Annotated in this window: 10 protein-coding genes; 3 read left to right on the top strand and 7 right to left on the bottom strand. The window is 66.5% G+C overall.

The window, feature by feature from the left end:
• Positions 1–217: 217 nt before the first annotated feature.
• The gene (locus BSF38_RS16075) at positions 218–1813 is read right to left on the bottom strand and encodes a sigma-70 family RNA polymerase sigma factor (protein WP_168189391.1); all 1596 of its coding nucleotides are present in this window, start codon (positions 1811–1813) and stop codon (positions 218–220) included.
• 309 nt (positions 1814–2122) lie between these two features.
• Between BSF38_RS16075 and BSF38_RS16070 the strand changes: the two genes are divergently transcribed.
• Positions 2123–3637, top strand: coding sequence for a B12-binding domain-containing radical SAM protein (locus BSF38_RS16070; protein WP_168189390.1), 1515 nt, complete (start codon positions 2123–2125; stop codon positions 3635–3637).
• Positions 3638–3908: 271 nt separating this feature from the next.
• Here BSF38_RS16070 and BSF38_RS16065 read toward each other — a convergent pair whose 3' ends face one another.
• From BSF38_RS16065 to BSF38_RS16045, 5 genes are all read right to left on the bottom strand, one after another.
• Positions 3909–4142 carry a hypothetical protein gene (locus BSF38_RS16065; RefSeq protein WP_076347258.1) on the bottom strand — a complete coding sequence of 78 codons (234 nt, stop codon included), beginning with the start codon at positions 4140–4142 and terminating at the stop codon, positions 3909–3911.
• A 118-nt stretch (positions 4143–4260) separates the two neighbouring features.
• A complete protein-coding gene (locus BSF38_RS16060) occupies positions 4261–5382 on the bottom strand; it encodes a DUF1559 domain-containing protein (RefSeq protein ID WP_076347256.1) in 1122 nt (373 codons plus the stop codon).
• Between the two features lie 431 nt (positions 5383–5813).
• The gene (locus BSF38_RS16055; RefSeq protein WP_145952160.1) at positions 5814–6251 is read right to left on the bottom strand and encodes a hypothetical protein; all 438 of its coding nucleotides are present in this window, start codon (positions 6249–6251) and stop codon (positions 5814–5816) included.
• A gap of 195 nt (positions 6252–6446) precedes the next feature.
• Positions 6447–9446: a TIR domain-containing protein gene (locus tag BSF38_RS16050; protein ID WP_076347252.1), complete on the bottom strand. Its 3000-nt coding sequence runs from the start codon at positions 9444–9446 to the stop codon at positions 6447–6449.
• Between the two features lie 33 nt (positions 9447–9479).
• Positions 9480–10781, bottom strand: a complete 1302-nt coding sequence (locus tag BSF38_RS16045) for a GNAT family N-acetyltransferase (protein ID WP_145952159.1) — start codon at positions 10779–10781, stop codon at positions 9480–9482.
• A gap of 869 nt (positions 10782–11650) precedes the next feature.
• Here BSF38_RS16045 and BSF38_RS16040 point away from each other — a divergent pair.
• Together BSF38_RS16040 and BSF38_RS16035 are read left to right on the top strand one after the other, a co-directional pair.
• Positions 11651–12868, top strand: a complete 1218-nt coding sequence (locus tag BSF38_RS16040) for a WD40 repeat domain-containing protein (RefSeq protein WP_076347248.1) — start codon at positions 11651–11653, stop codon at positions 12866–12868.
• A 301-nt stretch (positions 12869–13169) separates the two neighbouring features.
• A complete protein-coding gene (locus BSF38_RS16035) occupies positions 13170–14240 on the top strand; it encodes an NHL repeat-containing protein (protein WP_237170482.1) in 1071 nt (356 codons plus the stop codon).
• Positions 14241–14714: 474 nt separating this feature from the next.
• Here the strand turns inward: BSF38_RS16035 and BSF38_RS16030 are convergent, their stop codons facing one another.
• Positions 14715–16217 (bottom strand): hypothetical protein, encoded by a 1503-nt coding sequence (locus tag BSF38_RS16030; RefSeq protein ID WP_145952158.1) that lies wholly within the window; start codon positions 16215–16217, stop codon positions 14715–14717.
• Between the last annotated feature and the right edge of the window lie 3 nt (positions 16218–16220).

Raw genomic sequence — 16220 nt, 5'->3', positions numbered from 1 at the left:
TCGATGGCGTTGAGTGACGGCGGGGCCAGGTTGATCAGTATAGACTCGACCGCCGGCGGGGAAAACGGCCCGGTCGCCGAGCGATGATTCACAGTCCGACAGCCCGCAATCGACCGGCCTGGTCCCGGGGCCGAGATTCACCCCCATGATCCGGGACTGCGACGCCGCCTCGGGGCGTTGCTAGCCGCCTTCAGTCCTCAACGTTCGCCGACGGGAACTACTCTGGTTGCAACGGAGGGACGCTTTCCAGTTTCATTCCGCGTAGATGCAGGATGATGAGGCGCTGGGACGGTTTGACGTCGGCGAAGGTCTCGGGCCGGCCGTGGTCGGACTCGTCGTAGCAGATCGTCAGGACGTCGTCCTTGATCCGGTAGATGCCCAGCCTTACCTTCCCATTCTTGGGGGAGGCTGCGATGTCGATCTGGGATATCTGGGCGGTCGTTTCCGCCCACCGCTGGTCGCGCCTCTTCTGTGTGTTCCGCAGCCGCGCCTCACCAAAGTCGACCTTCTTCCTGGCCATGATCAACGAGTCGCTGGGAACTGGCTGGTTATTGTGCGCGAGCCTGCGCGCGGACAGCTCGATCCAGGACAACTCGCCGCGGAACTCCTCAAGCCGTTCCTCGTCCGCCTTGACCCACTCGTCGGCCTCCATCCGACCCGGTTTCAGCGTGTAGGAAGTCTTGCCCAGGTAGTTGATCGGGTTTTTCGGGTCGTCGGTCAGCGTGGGTAAGTCGATCGTCTTGCCCGTGATGGGAGCCTCCAGGTTCGGCATCAAGTAGCCCTCGCGTTTGCCGGCTACCGTGCCGGCCAGGTAGAGCACGCGCCACGAGCCGTCAATGGGCTCGGTGTCCTGGATTTTCGGGGCTTCGACTTGCGCTTTCTCCTCGACGGCCGCCGGGCGCGGCGCGTCGGAGCCCGACGGTTGCTGAAGTCCAGCCCATGCCAGCCCGGCGGCCCCAGCGGCGAGGATTCCGAGCGTCGCGACGGCAGCCAACGTCCCCTTCAGACTGTTCATGAAGAGCCCCTTCGAGATACCTTTCAACAACGCGAACACCGTCGCGGAGACAACCGCGGCGGGCGGCTGACCGGCCGCGATGTGCATGGCCGCCCGGGTCGTCGACTCGACCCACGACGCCGGCGGCGCGGCCCGAGCGGTCGGCGGAAGCAGGCCGGCCGCGAGGGCTCCCGTCGGGACGACGAGGCCGCGGCGCGTCAACCGGTCTCGAAGCCGCTGCCGGCCCCGGGCCAGTCGACTCTTGATCGTGCCGACCGGGCATCCCAGATGCCGCGCGGCCTGCTCGTGGGTGCGTCCTTCGAGGTCGCAGAGCAGGACCGGGATGCGGTAACGCTCCGGCATCCGCTCGATCTCCTCGTGCAGCGCCGCCCCGATCTCCTCGCCGTCGTCGGTCTTTCCCTGGTCGCGCCGCGCCGCGATCATCTCGGCCGCCCTCTGTGCATGGGCCGTTCGCCGGGTCCTGGCGGACAGGGAGCACCGGGCGGCGCGATAAGCCACCTGGTGGAGCCAGGGACCCAACGAGTCCCGCACCCAGAGCGATCCGGCTTTTCGGACGAGCACCAGGAACGTCGCCTGGAACGCGTCCTCGGCGTCGTGCTCGTCGCGCAGGATCGACTGGCAGGCGTGGAGCACCACCGGCCCGTGGCGCTCGACCAGGGCGGCGAAGGCGAGTTCGGCCGCCTCTCCGCCGATCGCGAATCGCTCCAGGAGCTGGCCGTCGGTCATGTCCCCGATCGCGCCGACGTTGAAGAGCGTGCGCAGCGGCCCGGGGACTGAGTTCTTGCGACGGGTGGTCACGAGCATGACTCCACGAGGTTCCGATGGTCTTCCGTCCAACCTCTTCATAACGTCGGGAGCAGAGCCGATCGTTCCATCTTTTTCCAGAGGCGCGGTTCGCTGGCAAGCTGCTCGACCTGGAGATGCTCATCATGATCGGCGGCCGCGAACGCGCCGAGGCCCAGTTCCGTTTGCTTCTCGCGACGCCTTCCGCCCGCTCACCTCTTGACAATCATTCTTTGCGTCGCAAAGCTCGAGTCGCCCATGTCGCTTTGTGTTGCAAAGCAGGATGGGTGGCGTACTCCTCGACCCCTTGAACAGGACTCGCTCATGAAGTCCCCGTGGATTCCCCGAGCGTTGCGGATCGCCCCTGAGCTCGACGCGTCGGTTCGGCCGGGTCCGGTCCGGACGAAGTCGGCGCTTTTGATCAATCCGTTCTATCCCAAGGACCCGCACGCGAGTTACGGCAAGCACGTCCTGACGCCCTCGCTGGCGCTCACGAGCATCGCCGGGGCGACGCCGGCCGACTGGGACGTATCGTACTGGGACGAGAACCTGTTGCAGGGGCCGCCGCCGTGGGAGCCGTTCCCGGAGGTCGTCGGGATCTCCGTACATCTGACGTTCGCCGACCGCGCCTACGCGTTGGCCGCCTGGTATCGCGAGCGGGGGGCGAAGGTGGTCCTGGGCGGGCTTCACGTCCTGTCATGCCCCGAGGAGGCCGCGCCCCACGCCGACGCGCTGGCGATCGGCGAGGGGGTGCAGGTCTGGCCGGAGATCCTCCGCGACGTCGAGGCGGGGGCGCTCCGCGACGTGTACCGGGGGAGCTACCGCCGTCCCTACCGCGACGACCCGCCGCCGCGCCGCGACCTGATCCCCCGGCGCAGCTTCTTGACCACCACGAGCCTGATCGCCACGCGGGGCTGCCACAACCGCTGCGGCTTCTGCTACCTGGCGACGAACGGCCTGACGATGCCGTATCAGGTTCGCGACGTACAGCAGGTCGTGGACGAGTTCCGGGCGGACGGCCAGCCTTACGCGGTGTTCATCGACAACAACCTCGGATCGCGGCCCGAGTACCTGAGGAGCCTCTGCCTGGCCCTCCGGCCGCTGGGGGTGATCTGGAGCGCCGCCGTGACCATCGACGTGACCGACGACCCGTCGCTGGTCCGCGAGATGGCGCTCGCGGGCTGCACGGGGGTCTTCGTCGGCTTCGAGTCGCTCGCTGGCGCGAACCTCGTCGAGGCGAACAAGAAGACCCCGAGCCCGGCGGACTACGCGAGGCGCGTGGCGGTGCTTCACGACCATGGAATCCAGGTCAACGGCAGCTTCGTTCTGGGCTTCGACCACGACCGCAAGGACGTGTTTGAGCGGACGGTCGCGTGGATCGAGGACGCGCGTCTGGAGTGCGCCACGTTCCACATTTTGACCCCCTATCCGGGCACGCCGCTGTTCCGATCGATGGAGTCGGAGGGGCGGCTGCTGCACCAGGATTGGAGCCTTTACGACACGTCGCACGCCGTCTTCCGGCCCCGGCACATGACGCCGGAGGAGTTGGAAGAGGGCTACGCCTGGTGCTACGACCGCCTGTTCTCGCACGGCTCGATCTGGCGGCGCAGGCCGCAGGACTGGCGGGCCGTGCCGCCGTACCTGGCGATGTCGTACCTCTACAAGAAGTCGAATCGGATCTGGCATCAACTGATCCGCCACCGACTGACCGGCCCGGCCTGGCGCCCACTGGTGGAACTGACGCGGCAACGGCACTTGCGGTTCCGTCGTCGGCTGGAGCAGACCACCCTCGCCAACAATCGCCCGATGGCCGGGTCGGTCGTCTCCGCCGGTGTTTGAACGCGCATCGTCGAGATAAGCCGGATTGGACGTCAACCAGCGCGGTTTGCAGTTGAGTTGCAGATGGTGCGGATCCGAATTCCCTTCTCCCCTTGCGGGAGAAGGTGCCGCGCAGCGGCGGATGAGGGGTGTTCGATCGCTTCGGCCTTTCGACGAATCCCTATGACGTCCACCCCTCATCCGGCCTTCGGCCACCTTCTCCCGCAAGGGGAGAAGGTATGTTCGCAACAGCTGATGTTGATTGTTGTGAGCAACCCAAGAGCAAACCGCGTTAGCTCTTCGGCGCTTCAGCCGGCACTTCGGCCGGCGCCTTGGCGGGGGCTTCGGTTGGCGCCTTGGCGGTCTTGCCCTTGCGGAGCACGCTGTTCGTCATCTCGTCGATCTGGGCCTTGGTTGGCGCGTGAGGGGATTTCTCGACCGGCGCCGCCATATCGTCGCCGCAGCCCGACGCGAAGATCGTCAACACCAGGCCCGCCAGGGCCGCCCGAAGTCGATACAGTGACATAAGAACGAGTCTCCAACGGATTAGGAATCTCTGGAAGTTCGGAAAAAGAGCGGGAGTGGATCGGCTGCCGGCGGGTTTCGAAGTCCCTACATTCGAAACGGAGCCGGCGCCCAATCCGTCAGAACGCGTCGCTGCTGACGACTTCATTGCCGTTGCGGGTGCCGAGGCCCCACCAGGCCTGGAGATTGATGGAGTCCTTGATGAATCGGACCGATCCGTCGCCCATGGCCATATTCACGCCGCCCGGGTGGTTGCTGCTGGGGGGGATGGCGTCGACGACGTTGCCCCAACCGCCGGTGTTTCCGTCGTTCATGTTGTAGCAGCCGATCGCGTTGGGCGTCATCCAGTGGTTGTAGGCGTTCCAGACCAAGGTCGAACCGGCGTGACCGGCGAGCCAGGCGTTGCCGCTCGCCGGCGGGAGGCCGCCGTAGCCGGCCGTGGTTCCCGGAAGCCCCTTGCACGTGGCGACGAAGTTCTGCGCCGCCTGGGGCTGCGCCGCCCCGACGTCCATGGGGATGTTCAGCCCGCTCGGGAACTGGTAGGTCGATTTCCGCTGCGCCGTCGCGATCGTGACCGAATTCATCGCCGGGCCGGTGCCGAGCAGGGTCTCGCTGAAGAGCGCGGTGTTGGAGGTGCCGTCGGTGACCGATTCGACCCCGAAGCTGCCGCAGTTGGAATTGGTCTGGCAGGATGAAAAGCCGGGGTAGTTGTTGGGATCGCTCCGCATGACCACGAGAAGCCCCGTCCAGCCGCTGGTGACCGGAGGACCGCCGACGTTGGCGACGTAATTCTTCCAGCCTTGCGCGATCGTCGGAACCTTCGTGTTCTCGGAAGGACACATCACCGTCGAGACCCGGGAGCGAATCGCCGTGGTGTTCGGCGGGGTTCCCTCGCCCCAGGCGCCCGACATGAGCATGAAGTTGATGGAGTTGTAGAGCGGCTGCTGTTCGATCTGAGGGAGGATCGACGCCATCCAGTCGATCGGCCAGGGGTCGTTGGGGAAACGGTTCGAAGCGATCGCCGCCGCCGAGTAGTTCTGGTCCAGAGGCGGGAACACGTTCTGCTGCGAATGGTAGTTGTGGACCCCCAACCCCAACTGCTTGAGGTTGTTGATGCACTGCGACCGGCGGGCGGCCTCGCGCGCCGACTGAACCGCGGGTAAGAGGAGTGCGATGAGGACCGCGATGATCGCGATCACCACCAACAATTCGATCAGTGTGAAACCGGAACGACGCTTCATTGGGAGCCTCTTCTTTCCTTTTGCAAATTGATGCAACGAGACGATTGTGGAGTTCGGAATGCGCGCACGGCGATCATCCGCCCCGCGGGCGTCCTCTCTTGGAGGGACGCCCGCGCGACGCGCGGAAGCGGCTGGTCGCGGCTTCGTCCGCGGCGATGTGGCGGCGGATTTCGTAGGGTGACGTCGATCGGCGCCCGGTCGTCGCGACATGGGGCGACGACCGATCGACGAACGCATCGCCACGGTCGTCCAGACAAGGACGGCGTGCCGATTGATTGTCGACGGTCGGCGTCAGGCGCCCAACGCCCCAGGCGCGATCTCCTCGATCGATGGAGCTTCTCCACCGACGGACGAAAGACGCACCACGGAGAGCGGTGTCGAGCACGCGCGGGGCATGGAATCACCCCATGAGCGCGCGAGCGTAAAGAGCGTCAGGCGGACGCCGAGGCGGTCGGGCGGGGAGGGTGGAAGACGGAGAGCCCGCAGAACGAGGGGAGAATCCGGGATTCGTCGAACGGGAGGGGTTGGGAACTCAGCTCGGGCGCTTCGGGCTGGTCGATCAAGGTCGCCCACACGCCCAGGTCTTCGATCGGCACGATCAGCGGCGTCGCGGGGACGGCCGGACTGCCCGAGCAAAAGGCCCCCGAGCACGGGACCGGCGCGTCGACCGGGATGGGCTTCGCGGGGCCCGGCTGCGCGAGATCGGCCAGCGCCCCGACGTCCCGCAATGCGTCCAGGCCGGCGAATCCGAATTCATGCGTTCGGGCGACCGCGTGCCCTTTGCAACCGGCTTGCGCCGCCGTCGGCGCAATCACGGCGAGGGCGGCCAGCGCGAGGAGCGCCGTCGTCCCAAACCATGCCGATCGCATCGGGGTCGCCGTTTGCATTATCACCGGATATCGACTGGGTGTTGGGACCGAAGGGACTGTCAGCTCGCGAGTCTGATCCCAAAGACAGTACAACCCACCCTTGGCATCTGCAAGAAGGTTCTACTACTATTCCGTGAACAACGCCACAACGGGTTTTGAAAACACGATGGTTTGTATTCTGATCCAAGTTGGGGGTTATTTTGCGTCCTCGGCCTCGACGGCTTCACCCGCGATGGTGGACAGCAGCGACTTGACCGTCTCGCCCAGCCGGGGGAAGTGCTGGGAGATCGGCGGGGGGAAGGCGTCGAGCCAGTGGACGTTGCTCAGGTAATAGGCCAGCGCCTCGGAAGGGTCCACATTCTCGGCTCGGAAGGGTATGATGGGGATGCCCCGCTTGGCGGCCAGGGCCACCTCGCGCGGAGTGTGTTGAGACTTGTTCGCGGACGGCGAGAGGACCAGTACCATCACGCGACTGCTCTTGATCGCGTGGACGATCTCGGCGGCGAAATCCAGGCCCGCGTGGATGTCGAGGGGAGCGACCCAGCACGAGATCGCCTGATCTTCCAGGCAGGCCCGGATTTGATCGGCGATCGGCTTGTCCTCGGACGAGTAGCTCACGAACACGTCGCGGAGCTCGGTCTGCGTCTCCGGAGCGGTCTTCTTTTCCACCGCGACCGCGACCTGGACGGCCGGCTCGCGGACCTTCACGGCCTTGATCACGACCACGGCCCCGAGGTAGGAGGGGACCGGAGCCCCCTCGACCTGGAACCCCGCCCGGTCGAGCATCTGCAGGGTCTCGTCGATCGTGTCGCGGTGGATCAGGTCGAGCATCGCGTCGTGACGGGCGCGGGCGGCGTCGAAGTGCTCCTGGTAGCGGTCCAGCAAATCCTGCTGCTCCAGGGCCGCCGAGAGCCCCGCGAAGAGGGCGTCGACGTCGGTCTCGCGGTGGGGGGTGGACAGGGCCAGGATTCCCCCCGGCTTCAAGATCCGGTTGACTTGATTCAGGCAGCCGTCGCGGTCTTGCACGGCGTACAGCACGTTGGTCATCACGGCCGCGTCGAACGAGGCGCGGGGCATGGCGTCGAGCCGGAGGATGTTGTCCTTCACGATCGTCAGCCGGTCGGAGAAGTCGGGCGGGTAGTCGACCAGCTTGGCCCGGAACTGCCCGAGCATCGTCTCGTTGACCTCGACCGCCCAGACGTCCCTGTCGGGGTCCTGCAGCAACTGGAGCGTGTCGTTGCCGGTGCCCGCGCCCAGGACGATGCAGCGCCTCTTGCCGTCGACCAGCCGGGTGACCTGCTCGACGAGCTTGAGGTACGCGGGAAATTTGAGAAGTAAGGCGTCGTAAACGACTGCGTACCGCGACCAGCTCACATGCTGCTCCATTCTCGACAGTACATCTTCCCAGATCTTGTCGCCGCCGTCGGCGTCGAGCACGTTCAGGCAGACCATCCATCCCATGGTGCGCCCCTCGGCGTTGGTGATCTGCGCCGCCACCTTGCGGAACCGAACCTCGCCGTAGACGTCGGATTTGAAGATGAGGATCTCGGTGTCGACCAGGGGATGGCGTTCGCCGCCGAAGACCTCCTTGGCGTGCTTGACCACCTCCTCGACGTTGACCAGGGCTTGCACGAACGCCTTGGCGTGGTCCTGCCCGCGCACCAGCTTCAACTGCTTGGCGACGACCTCGTCGAAGGCGGGGTTCCAGTCGAGCAGGAAGAAGTGATGATCGAGGATGTAGGTCGGCACGGTCAATTCGAGGAACGGCTGGCGGATGTCCTGCGAGACCGAATCGCGTCGGACGATCGGGGTCGGTATCTGGTCCTCGCCCGGGAGGGCGGCGTTGGCGATGACGAGGTCGGATTTCGACTGGTCGAACGCCCAGCGGACCGGGGCGTTGTTCGGGGCGTCGCTCGCACTCGAAACGGTCGCCTCGATGTAGGCGAACAGCTCGTCGACGCTCACCCGGCGATCGCGATCCTTGTCGGCCTTCCCCGACTTGAGCCCGTGGACCATCGCGGCGGCCAGCACCGGGCCGGTCGCGACGGCGGCGCCCTCGGCCGGCGGCTCGGGGGCCGTCCCCTTCTCCCAGCTCAGCCGGGGCGTCTCCGGGGCCGAGAGCACGAATCGGCCCTCCCCCTGAAACCTCGCCAGGAAGCCGCGCTGCTTGCAGAGGACGGCGAGCGGAACATCGCCGGTGTACGCGCAGGCGAACGCGCAGTCGATCACGATCAGTTGCCGACGCGAGTCGCTCCGGCGCATCGCCCCCTGGATGTCGTACGCCTTGATGGAGAGCTCCGGGTCGTCGCGCTGGCTGTCCTGGGTGATGAACTGAAGCCCCCACTCCGAATCCTTCACCGCGACGCCGTAGTAATAGAGCAGGACGAGGTCGTCGGGCTGACGCTTGGCGAAGAATTGGTCGATCGCGTTCTTGACCGACTCGCACGCCTGGTTCCGCAGGGTCGTCACCTTGAACCCGCCGACGTCCTCGCTGGCGAGCACCCCCTCCAGGCTGAAGGCCTCGTCCAGCGGGGCGGCCAGGCTCGCGTAGACCGGATCGACATGCTTGTCGTTGATCACCAGAAGCGCGTACCGACCCGCTCCCGGCTCGGCGACCGAGGCGGGCGGGGGCGTCGCGGCCGGGGTCGAGGTCGCCGTCGGCAGCGGGGCCGGTCGCGGCGGGGCGGCGGCCGGCGGCGTCGGCTCCGCGCTCGGGGGGGCCGGGGGCGACGCATCGGGCGACGGCGCCAGCAGGTCGAAGATCTGCCGCGCCAGGTCCGCCCAGACGCGGTTCCGGGCCGCCTCGTTGAGCATCTCCAGCGGCTCGTTCGGCGAGTTGACCGCCTGGTATTTCCCGACGTTGGAATTGGGCCCCTCGAGCATGCACGAGCCGACGATCACCGGCAGAATCCGCGCCCCTCGCTCTGCGGCGGCGGCCAGCAACGGGGGCAGCTCTTCCCGCTCGATGAAATCGGACGCCAGGAAATCGGCGCTGACCAGCAGGATCACCACCTTGGCCGCGGCGACGGCCCGCTGGATCTCCTCCCGCCACGCGTCGCCGGTCTGGATCCGCGTGTCGTCCCAGCGATCGATCAGGCCGTCGCGCTCCAGCGGCTTGAGGTGCACCTGGAGACGCTCAAGCCAGGCGCGGTCCTTGCTCGAATAGCTGATGAAGACTTTCGTTCGAGTCGGCATGGCGGCGCTCCCGGGTCGATCGCGGTTCCGTCGTTATCCTGAAATCCGCCCGTCGCGTACGTCGATCGGCCCGAAACCGGGCGCCAGTTGCATCTTGATCTTACCCAGCAGGTCTTCGGCGGCCGTCGCCGACCGATTCGCCGCGTCGAACCGGAACCACATCCCGACGGCGAACTGGTCGAGGTCGCTCGACCGGACGTGGGTCCCGCCCCCGATGGGCCTGAATCCATAGGAACTATACATATCGACGTGAGAGGGGATGCATTCCAGCAAGACGATCTGGATGTTCAGTTGGCACGCCTTGGCCTCGACGATCTTGACCAGGCTCTTCGAGACCCGCAGCCCCCGGCAGGCCGGCGCCACGACGACGCGGCTCAGCTCGGCCCCGCTCGAGGTGAGTTGCAGCATCTCGGGCCAGCGGTCGCTGAAGTCGCTCGACTGGAGGATCGGCAGTTGCATGAAGCAAGGGCTGGTCGCCCGGTCGCGCACCGCCCCTCCCGCCTTCAGGGCGATCCGCTCCGCCCAATCGCGGTGCTTCATGCAGGTGGTGATCGCGTCGATGGAGTACTCGTCGGACCTGCCGAGGTCGGCCGGCAACTGGGTGACCAACCGCGCCGTGCCCACGACCTCGCGGCCCCGCATCGCCGCGAAGTGGACGGCGCCGATGTCGTAGCAGTCCATCTCCAAGCCGCTCTTGTCGTTCGTGATCTTGTCGGGCAGGTAGCCCAGCAGCCCGTAGACTTTCTTCCGGAGCGCGAAGCAATCGCGCAACTGCTCCAACGACTGCACGGCCTCGACGTGGACGGCGGCGGCGGCCGACGCCGCGTCGGCTCGAACCGGCGGCTTGGCCTTGAGCCGCAGACCGGTGGCGACCCTCACGATCGCCCGGCACAAGGCGGCGCGGTCGGCGTCGCGGGGGATGCTCGCGTCGACGTCGCTCACCCGCGCGCCCGGCGGCTCCGTGAGCGAGACCAGCCCGCAGAGGTGGTGGCTCGTGCGGAACATGTCCCGGACCCACCGCGTCAGATCGCTCTCCACCATCCCGAGTTTGGGATCGCGCACGGCCAGGAGATCGGAGATCAACAGGAACTGCCCCGGCCGTTCCTGCGCGCGGAAAACCGCCAGCCGCTTGCGGAGGTCCTCCTCGTCGCCCACCGACTCGGCCGGGAATCGGAAGATCTCCCCGTGGTCTTCGACCGGGCTCCGATCGCAGAAGTCACCCTCGTCGGGCGCGATCGATTTGAGCAGCGCCGGATCGTGGATCAGAAAGATCAGCGCCACGCGGAACGTCTGGAGGCCGGCGCTCGCCGGCTCGACTTCGATCAACCTGGTCACGGCCGTCCCCCTCCCCGTTGCATCTTGACGCCGCCTACGGCCCGCCGATCACGCCGACTCACTCTGCCTTCCCAACGATTCCCGACACCGGTCCAGGTATCAACGCCCCCAGGTATTTTGCCATATCGCAGGTTTTAAAAGGAGACGCAAAACGGCGGTTTTTTGAAAGTAAGCCAGATCGTCTTGGCCCGAATAGCACTCGGTTCAGAGTGGGTGTCCACTGGGTTCGGCCGAAAACCTACTGTGCAATGGCCTTATTCGAGTGCCATTCGTCCGCTGAAAGCGTCTAGGTGCAACAGCGCGTTCGAGCAAGACTTCCGACCGTCCCGATCGTCGGCACGTCACGCCCGAGGCCGCGCCCCTTCGAGGTCTCCCCCATGGAAATGCCCACGTTCCCCGCCGCCGTATCGATGAAGATCCTTCTTCCGGCCTCATGTAAATTTTATCTCGGATCTCATCGAGCAGGGAAAGGGGGCATTGCTAGATTATAACGTCGGCTGTAGGAGTTAAAGCGATTGTTGGTGGATATTGAGGAATGAAAAGGAGCATTGCGAAATTTTAACGTCGATTGGGAAGCTCGGAAGATCTCCGAGAGAGGAGGGAACCGGTGCGGAATCTGAGCTTTTCGGGTTGCCGACGTTCCCCTCGTCTCCCCCGCCTAACGAATTCGGCGTCGGCGATGGGTTTACCGAGGGTCGAGCCCGTCCCGGATTTCCCTTGGGAGCCGTCGTGTTACAGTTGTAAAATACGGGCGGCCGAGCATCGGATCGTGCCGGGCGAGGGCGCGCGGTGCGGCTGGACGGACGAAGACGGGGCAAGACCCGTCTCCAGACGTCCTCGTTTCCCTCACTCCAGCGGAGTTGATCCTCATGAGCCGGTCGCGCCGCTTGCTGATTCTGGTCGTTGCGCTGGCTCCTCCGGTGTGGGTTGCGATCGGCGACGCCCCCGATGTCGCGATGGTCGGCGCGGCGGCGTTCTCGCCCGACGGCCGCGCGCTCGCCACGGTCTGCTACTTGCGGTCTCCCAGACCACACGCGGAGCTGCGCATCTGGGACCTGGCGACGAGGCGCGAGCGGCGGTCCGACCGGCGCGTGTCGCCCGACCCGCTGCTGACCGTCGCCGACGGCGGTGAGCGCCTGGTCGCCCGCGCGGCGGACGGCGGCGCGCGGCCTCTGTCCGACCTGGCGCGCTGGCCCGAGCGGCTCTTGCTCGACAGCCCAGTGAACGGGATTGGTTGCCTCGCCGCGCTGAGTCTCGACGGCTGCGTTCTGGCCACCGCCCGCCACCGGGTCGATCTGGACGACGACTTTCGCGTCCGTCTCTGGAACGTGGCCGACGGTCGATTCATCAAGGCGCTGGACGACTGCGAGTTCGTGTACACGCTGGCCTTCTCCCCCGACGGCCGCATTCTCCTCGCCGGCGCGCTCGGGAGGCGGCTGGCCGCCTGGGACGTCGGCTCCGGCGGCGTGCTCGGCTGGTCGAAGTCCGCTGCTCAGTGCGTGGCACCGCTGGCGTTCGCGCCCGACGGCTCGGCCCTGGCCGTCCAGGCGATCGGGGGCAAGCTCAACCTGCTCGATCCCGCCGACGGCCGCCTCCGGGCTGCGTTCAACTACGTCCAGGCCGATGCGGTCGCGTTCTCTCCCGACGCCCGTCGCCTGGCCGTGGCGGACAAGCAGCAAGTGATCGTCTGGGACCTGGGTTCGCTGAGGCCGATTTCTCGGTTCGAAGGGCACGTCCGACCGCGGGCGATCCAGTACATCAGGGGGGGCAGGAAGGAGATCGACAATCTCACCAGGAAGCTGGCCGGGCAGACGAAACGCAACTACCTGGCGACCGACTTCGCTAACAGGGTCTGGTCGGTGGCGTTCTCCCCCGACGGGCGGCTCGCCGCCTCGTGCGACGGCGACGGCGCGGCGCGAGTTTGGGACGCCGCCACGGGTCGCGAGCAGATCCGGTTCGACCACCGAATGGACCGACCGTTCTGGGTGCTCGCGGCGGCCTGGATCTGGGCGGCGGCCTGGGGCGTGCTGGCGTTTGCGAGACGCGTCCGAACCCGTCCCGGCTCTCCTCTGGCCGCCGTCGTGTGACAGTCGTCGAGTGCGGCTGTCGCGAGCACGTCGCCCGTCCCGGGGAACTCGGATTGACGGACGATCAAATATCAATGGAAGCTCAGGATACGAGTGGATTTGCCTAGTGAAATCTTATGGATTTTTCATTTTCTTCTTGAATCGCGGAGGGGGTGGCGCGAACATCGTGCTGTGACTGAAACGCCTGGTCGGTTCTTCTCAAGAAGGAGGGTCAGCGATGTTTCTTCGTCCTCGCCCGTCACGATCACGAGCCGTTCGTCCGTCCTTGGAGAGTCTTGAGGCCCGCGAGGTCTTGAGCGCCATGCACGCGACAGCCGCGGAGATCGCCTCCTTTCACGCGTCGCACGGGCATCAGCATCAGATCCCGGTCATCGATCAGCTTGCGACCGCGCCGAGCCGCACGGCGACGACGATTCCCGCCAACGGCGACGTGAACCCGTACGGCGTCGCGTTCGTCCCCAGCGGCTTCGCCTCGGGCGGACTGCTTCAGGCCGGCGACGTGCTGGTCTCGAACTTCAACAACAGCTCCAATCTCCAGGGGACCGGAACGACGATCGTGCGGGTCACGCCGGACAACCAGACCTCGGTCTTCTTCCAGGCCCCGGCGGGGTCGGGCCTGACGACCGCGCTGGGGGTGCTCAAGCGCGGTTACGTGCTGGTCGGCAACCTGCCGAGCACGGACGGCACGTCGGCGACGGCCATGCAGGGCTCGCTGATGATCGTCGACAAGAACGGCAAGCTCGTCGCGAACTTGACCGACTCCGCGCTGCTGAACGGCCCCTGGGATCTGACCGTCCTGGACGGCGGCAACCGCGCCTTGGTGTTCGTCTCGAACGCGCTCAGCGGGACCGTGACCCGGATCGACCTCCGGCTGCCGTCGGGGGGCGGGGTCCAGGTGGCCTCACTGACCCAGATCGCCTCGGGATACACGCATCACGGCGATCCGGCGGCCTTCGAGATCGGCCCGACCGGCCTGGTCTACGACCACGCGACCGACAGCCTGTACGTCGCCTCGACGGGCGACAACGCCGTCTACGCGATCCACAACGCCGCCCATGCGCGGTCCGACCACGGGACCGGGCGGGTGATCTACAAGGACGACGCCCACCTCCGCGGGCCGCTCGGCATGACCACGGCCTCCGATGGGAACCTGATCGTCGCCAACGGCGACGCCGTCAACGGCGACCCGGCCTTCCCTAGTGAACTCGTCGAGTTCACCCGTCGCGGCCAGTTCGTCGGCCAGTTCTCGATCAGCGACGCCCAAGGCGGCGCGTTCGGAGTCGCCACCTCCCCCGACGGCCGATACTTCGCCGCCGTCAACGACGTCAGCAACGCCGTTACTATCTGGACGATCAAGCGCTCAGGGAAATAAACCAAGGTTCGCTCGTCGCCCGCGAGGGGCGAGGCGAACCGTCCCTGAGTGCCACGGGTGGTACTCAATCCGTGCGACGCAAGCCACGGCTGCGCCACATTCGCCGTCTCTTCTTTAAGGGACCGTCCACGAACAAGGTCCCATTGTTGGTTCGAAGAATCTCACCACGGAGGAGTCGGAGAATACGGAGGGGGAACGATTCAGTGGAGCGATATCTGAATCTTTATTGATGCCTGTCCCCTTCCGCTCCGCGTCCTCCGTGGTGAGTGCCTGAATTTCTTCGACTCCCGCGTTTCGAGTTGGGTGTTGTTCGTGGGGATTCGCAAGTAGAAAGGTCGCCCGAGCGTTCGAGTCGGATGTGGTGTGCGGCGGCTTGCCGCCGCGCTGAATACGCGGCCCATGCGGGAGCAAGGTCCCGCACTCCAAATTTGTAGCCGGCCTCTGTGAGGTCGGTCCCATGCCGATGGACGGTCCCTAACCCTCAGCGTTACAACCTCTCCATCGCATGAGCGCGGCCGCCGCGATCGCCGCGAGGCCGGCGCCGAACACGCCCCAGGCTTGGCTGTTCTCGGATTGGTATTTGGAAATTCTTGCATGCGTCACCCTGGCGAACCATTCTTCCGGGCCGCTTTGGGAGGCGATTGCCTGGTTCCGACGTGGGAAGTCGTCGAAGAAGTGTTCGTCGGCGATCGAGGCGCCGGCCGCGATCTGGGCCGCTTCGAAGTCCTGGTAATCTTTCTGGAAGCCTTCGCCGTAGGCCAGTTCAGCCTCGAACTGGGGACGCAGCCGGTCCACCGCCGCCCCGCCTGGCTGAGACGCCAGCGTCCGTTCGATCTCGGCCTGCCGCTTGCGGCAGTGCTCGCGGAGGAACGCCTGGGTTTCCGGGTCGGCCGAGTAGCGGTCGGCGAGCCGACCGGCGCGCTCGTAGGCCGTCCAGGCGATGCGCCTCTGGCCGACGCGGAGCATGATCTCGCCCAGGGCCAGGGCGAAGTGAGGGTTGGCTCCGCCCCCCTGGCGCCACATGCCGATGATCCCCAGCACGGGCTCGTCGAACGGGACCGGCGCGCGGTGCGACGGCGCCGCGACGTTTTCCCAGCCGGCCTCGGCCCCGATCTTCGTGACGTGCTTGCGGATCGGGCTGACTTCCGGCCACCGGGCGGGATCGTCGACCGGAGCGCCCGGAAGGAAGAACGCGGGAACCTCGTGGTCCGCCTTCCCCTGGCCGAACGCCGGGTCGTAGGGGCGGCCGTAACCCGTGCTGGTCCAGTTCGCCTCGCGGTCGAGGATCTCGTCGATCCCGAGGTCGAGCCGGTCGCCGACGCAGTCGTACGTCTTCAAGAGCGCCGGGGCGTCCATCGCGGCGAGGAGGAATTCGGCGATCGCGGCCTGCCACTGCTCGCGGCCGAAATGCGCCTCGGGGTTCACCATCACCGACTCGCGGATCAGGGCGACCCCTTCTCGAAACCGTTCCCTGGCCGACGCGTCGCCGGCCCCGGCCTTCTTGACGTTGCCGTGGATCAGGAACGTCCCGAGGTTGGCGTACGACGTGTAGAGGCCGCGGCCCTTGATCCCCTTGGCCTGCTGGCGAGCCAGCTTGTCCCGCAGCGCCGCGATCGCCTCGTCCGACCGACCGAGCCGGTCGAGGCCGACTCCCAGATCGTCCGCCGCCGCGAAGGCCGCCGGGTCGTCGGGCGCCAGGCCCTTGAGCTTCTCGCGGGTGATCCGATCCCGCTCGCGATAGTGGGAGGCGCCGTGCCTGGCGAACCGCTCGTGGATCACGTCCTGGGCCATGGCGAACCGAAACGACACGCCGTCCGCGTATTTCGGGACGTGGTGCGGCAACGGCACGTACTCGGCCAGGAACGGGTATCTCGCCGATTGCGGGATGACGTGGCCGACCGCCCCGGCCACCCAGCCGACGCACCAGCCCACCACGGCCGCCATGGCCGTTTCAACGACGCGCCGAGTCGCGCTCACGGT

The organism is Paludisphaera borealis (assembly GCF_001956985.1).
Taxonomy (GTDB): Bacteria; Planctomycetota; Planctomycetia; order Isosphaerales; family Isosphaeraceae; genus Paludisphaera; species Paludisphaera borealis.
The sequence above is the reverse complement of the archived record's forward strand: the minus strand, read 5'-3'. Positions and strand labels throughout refer to the sequence as shown.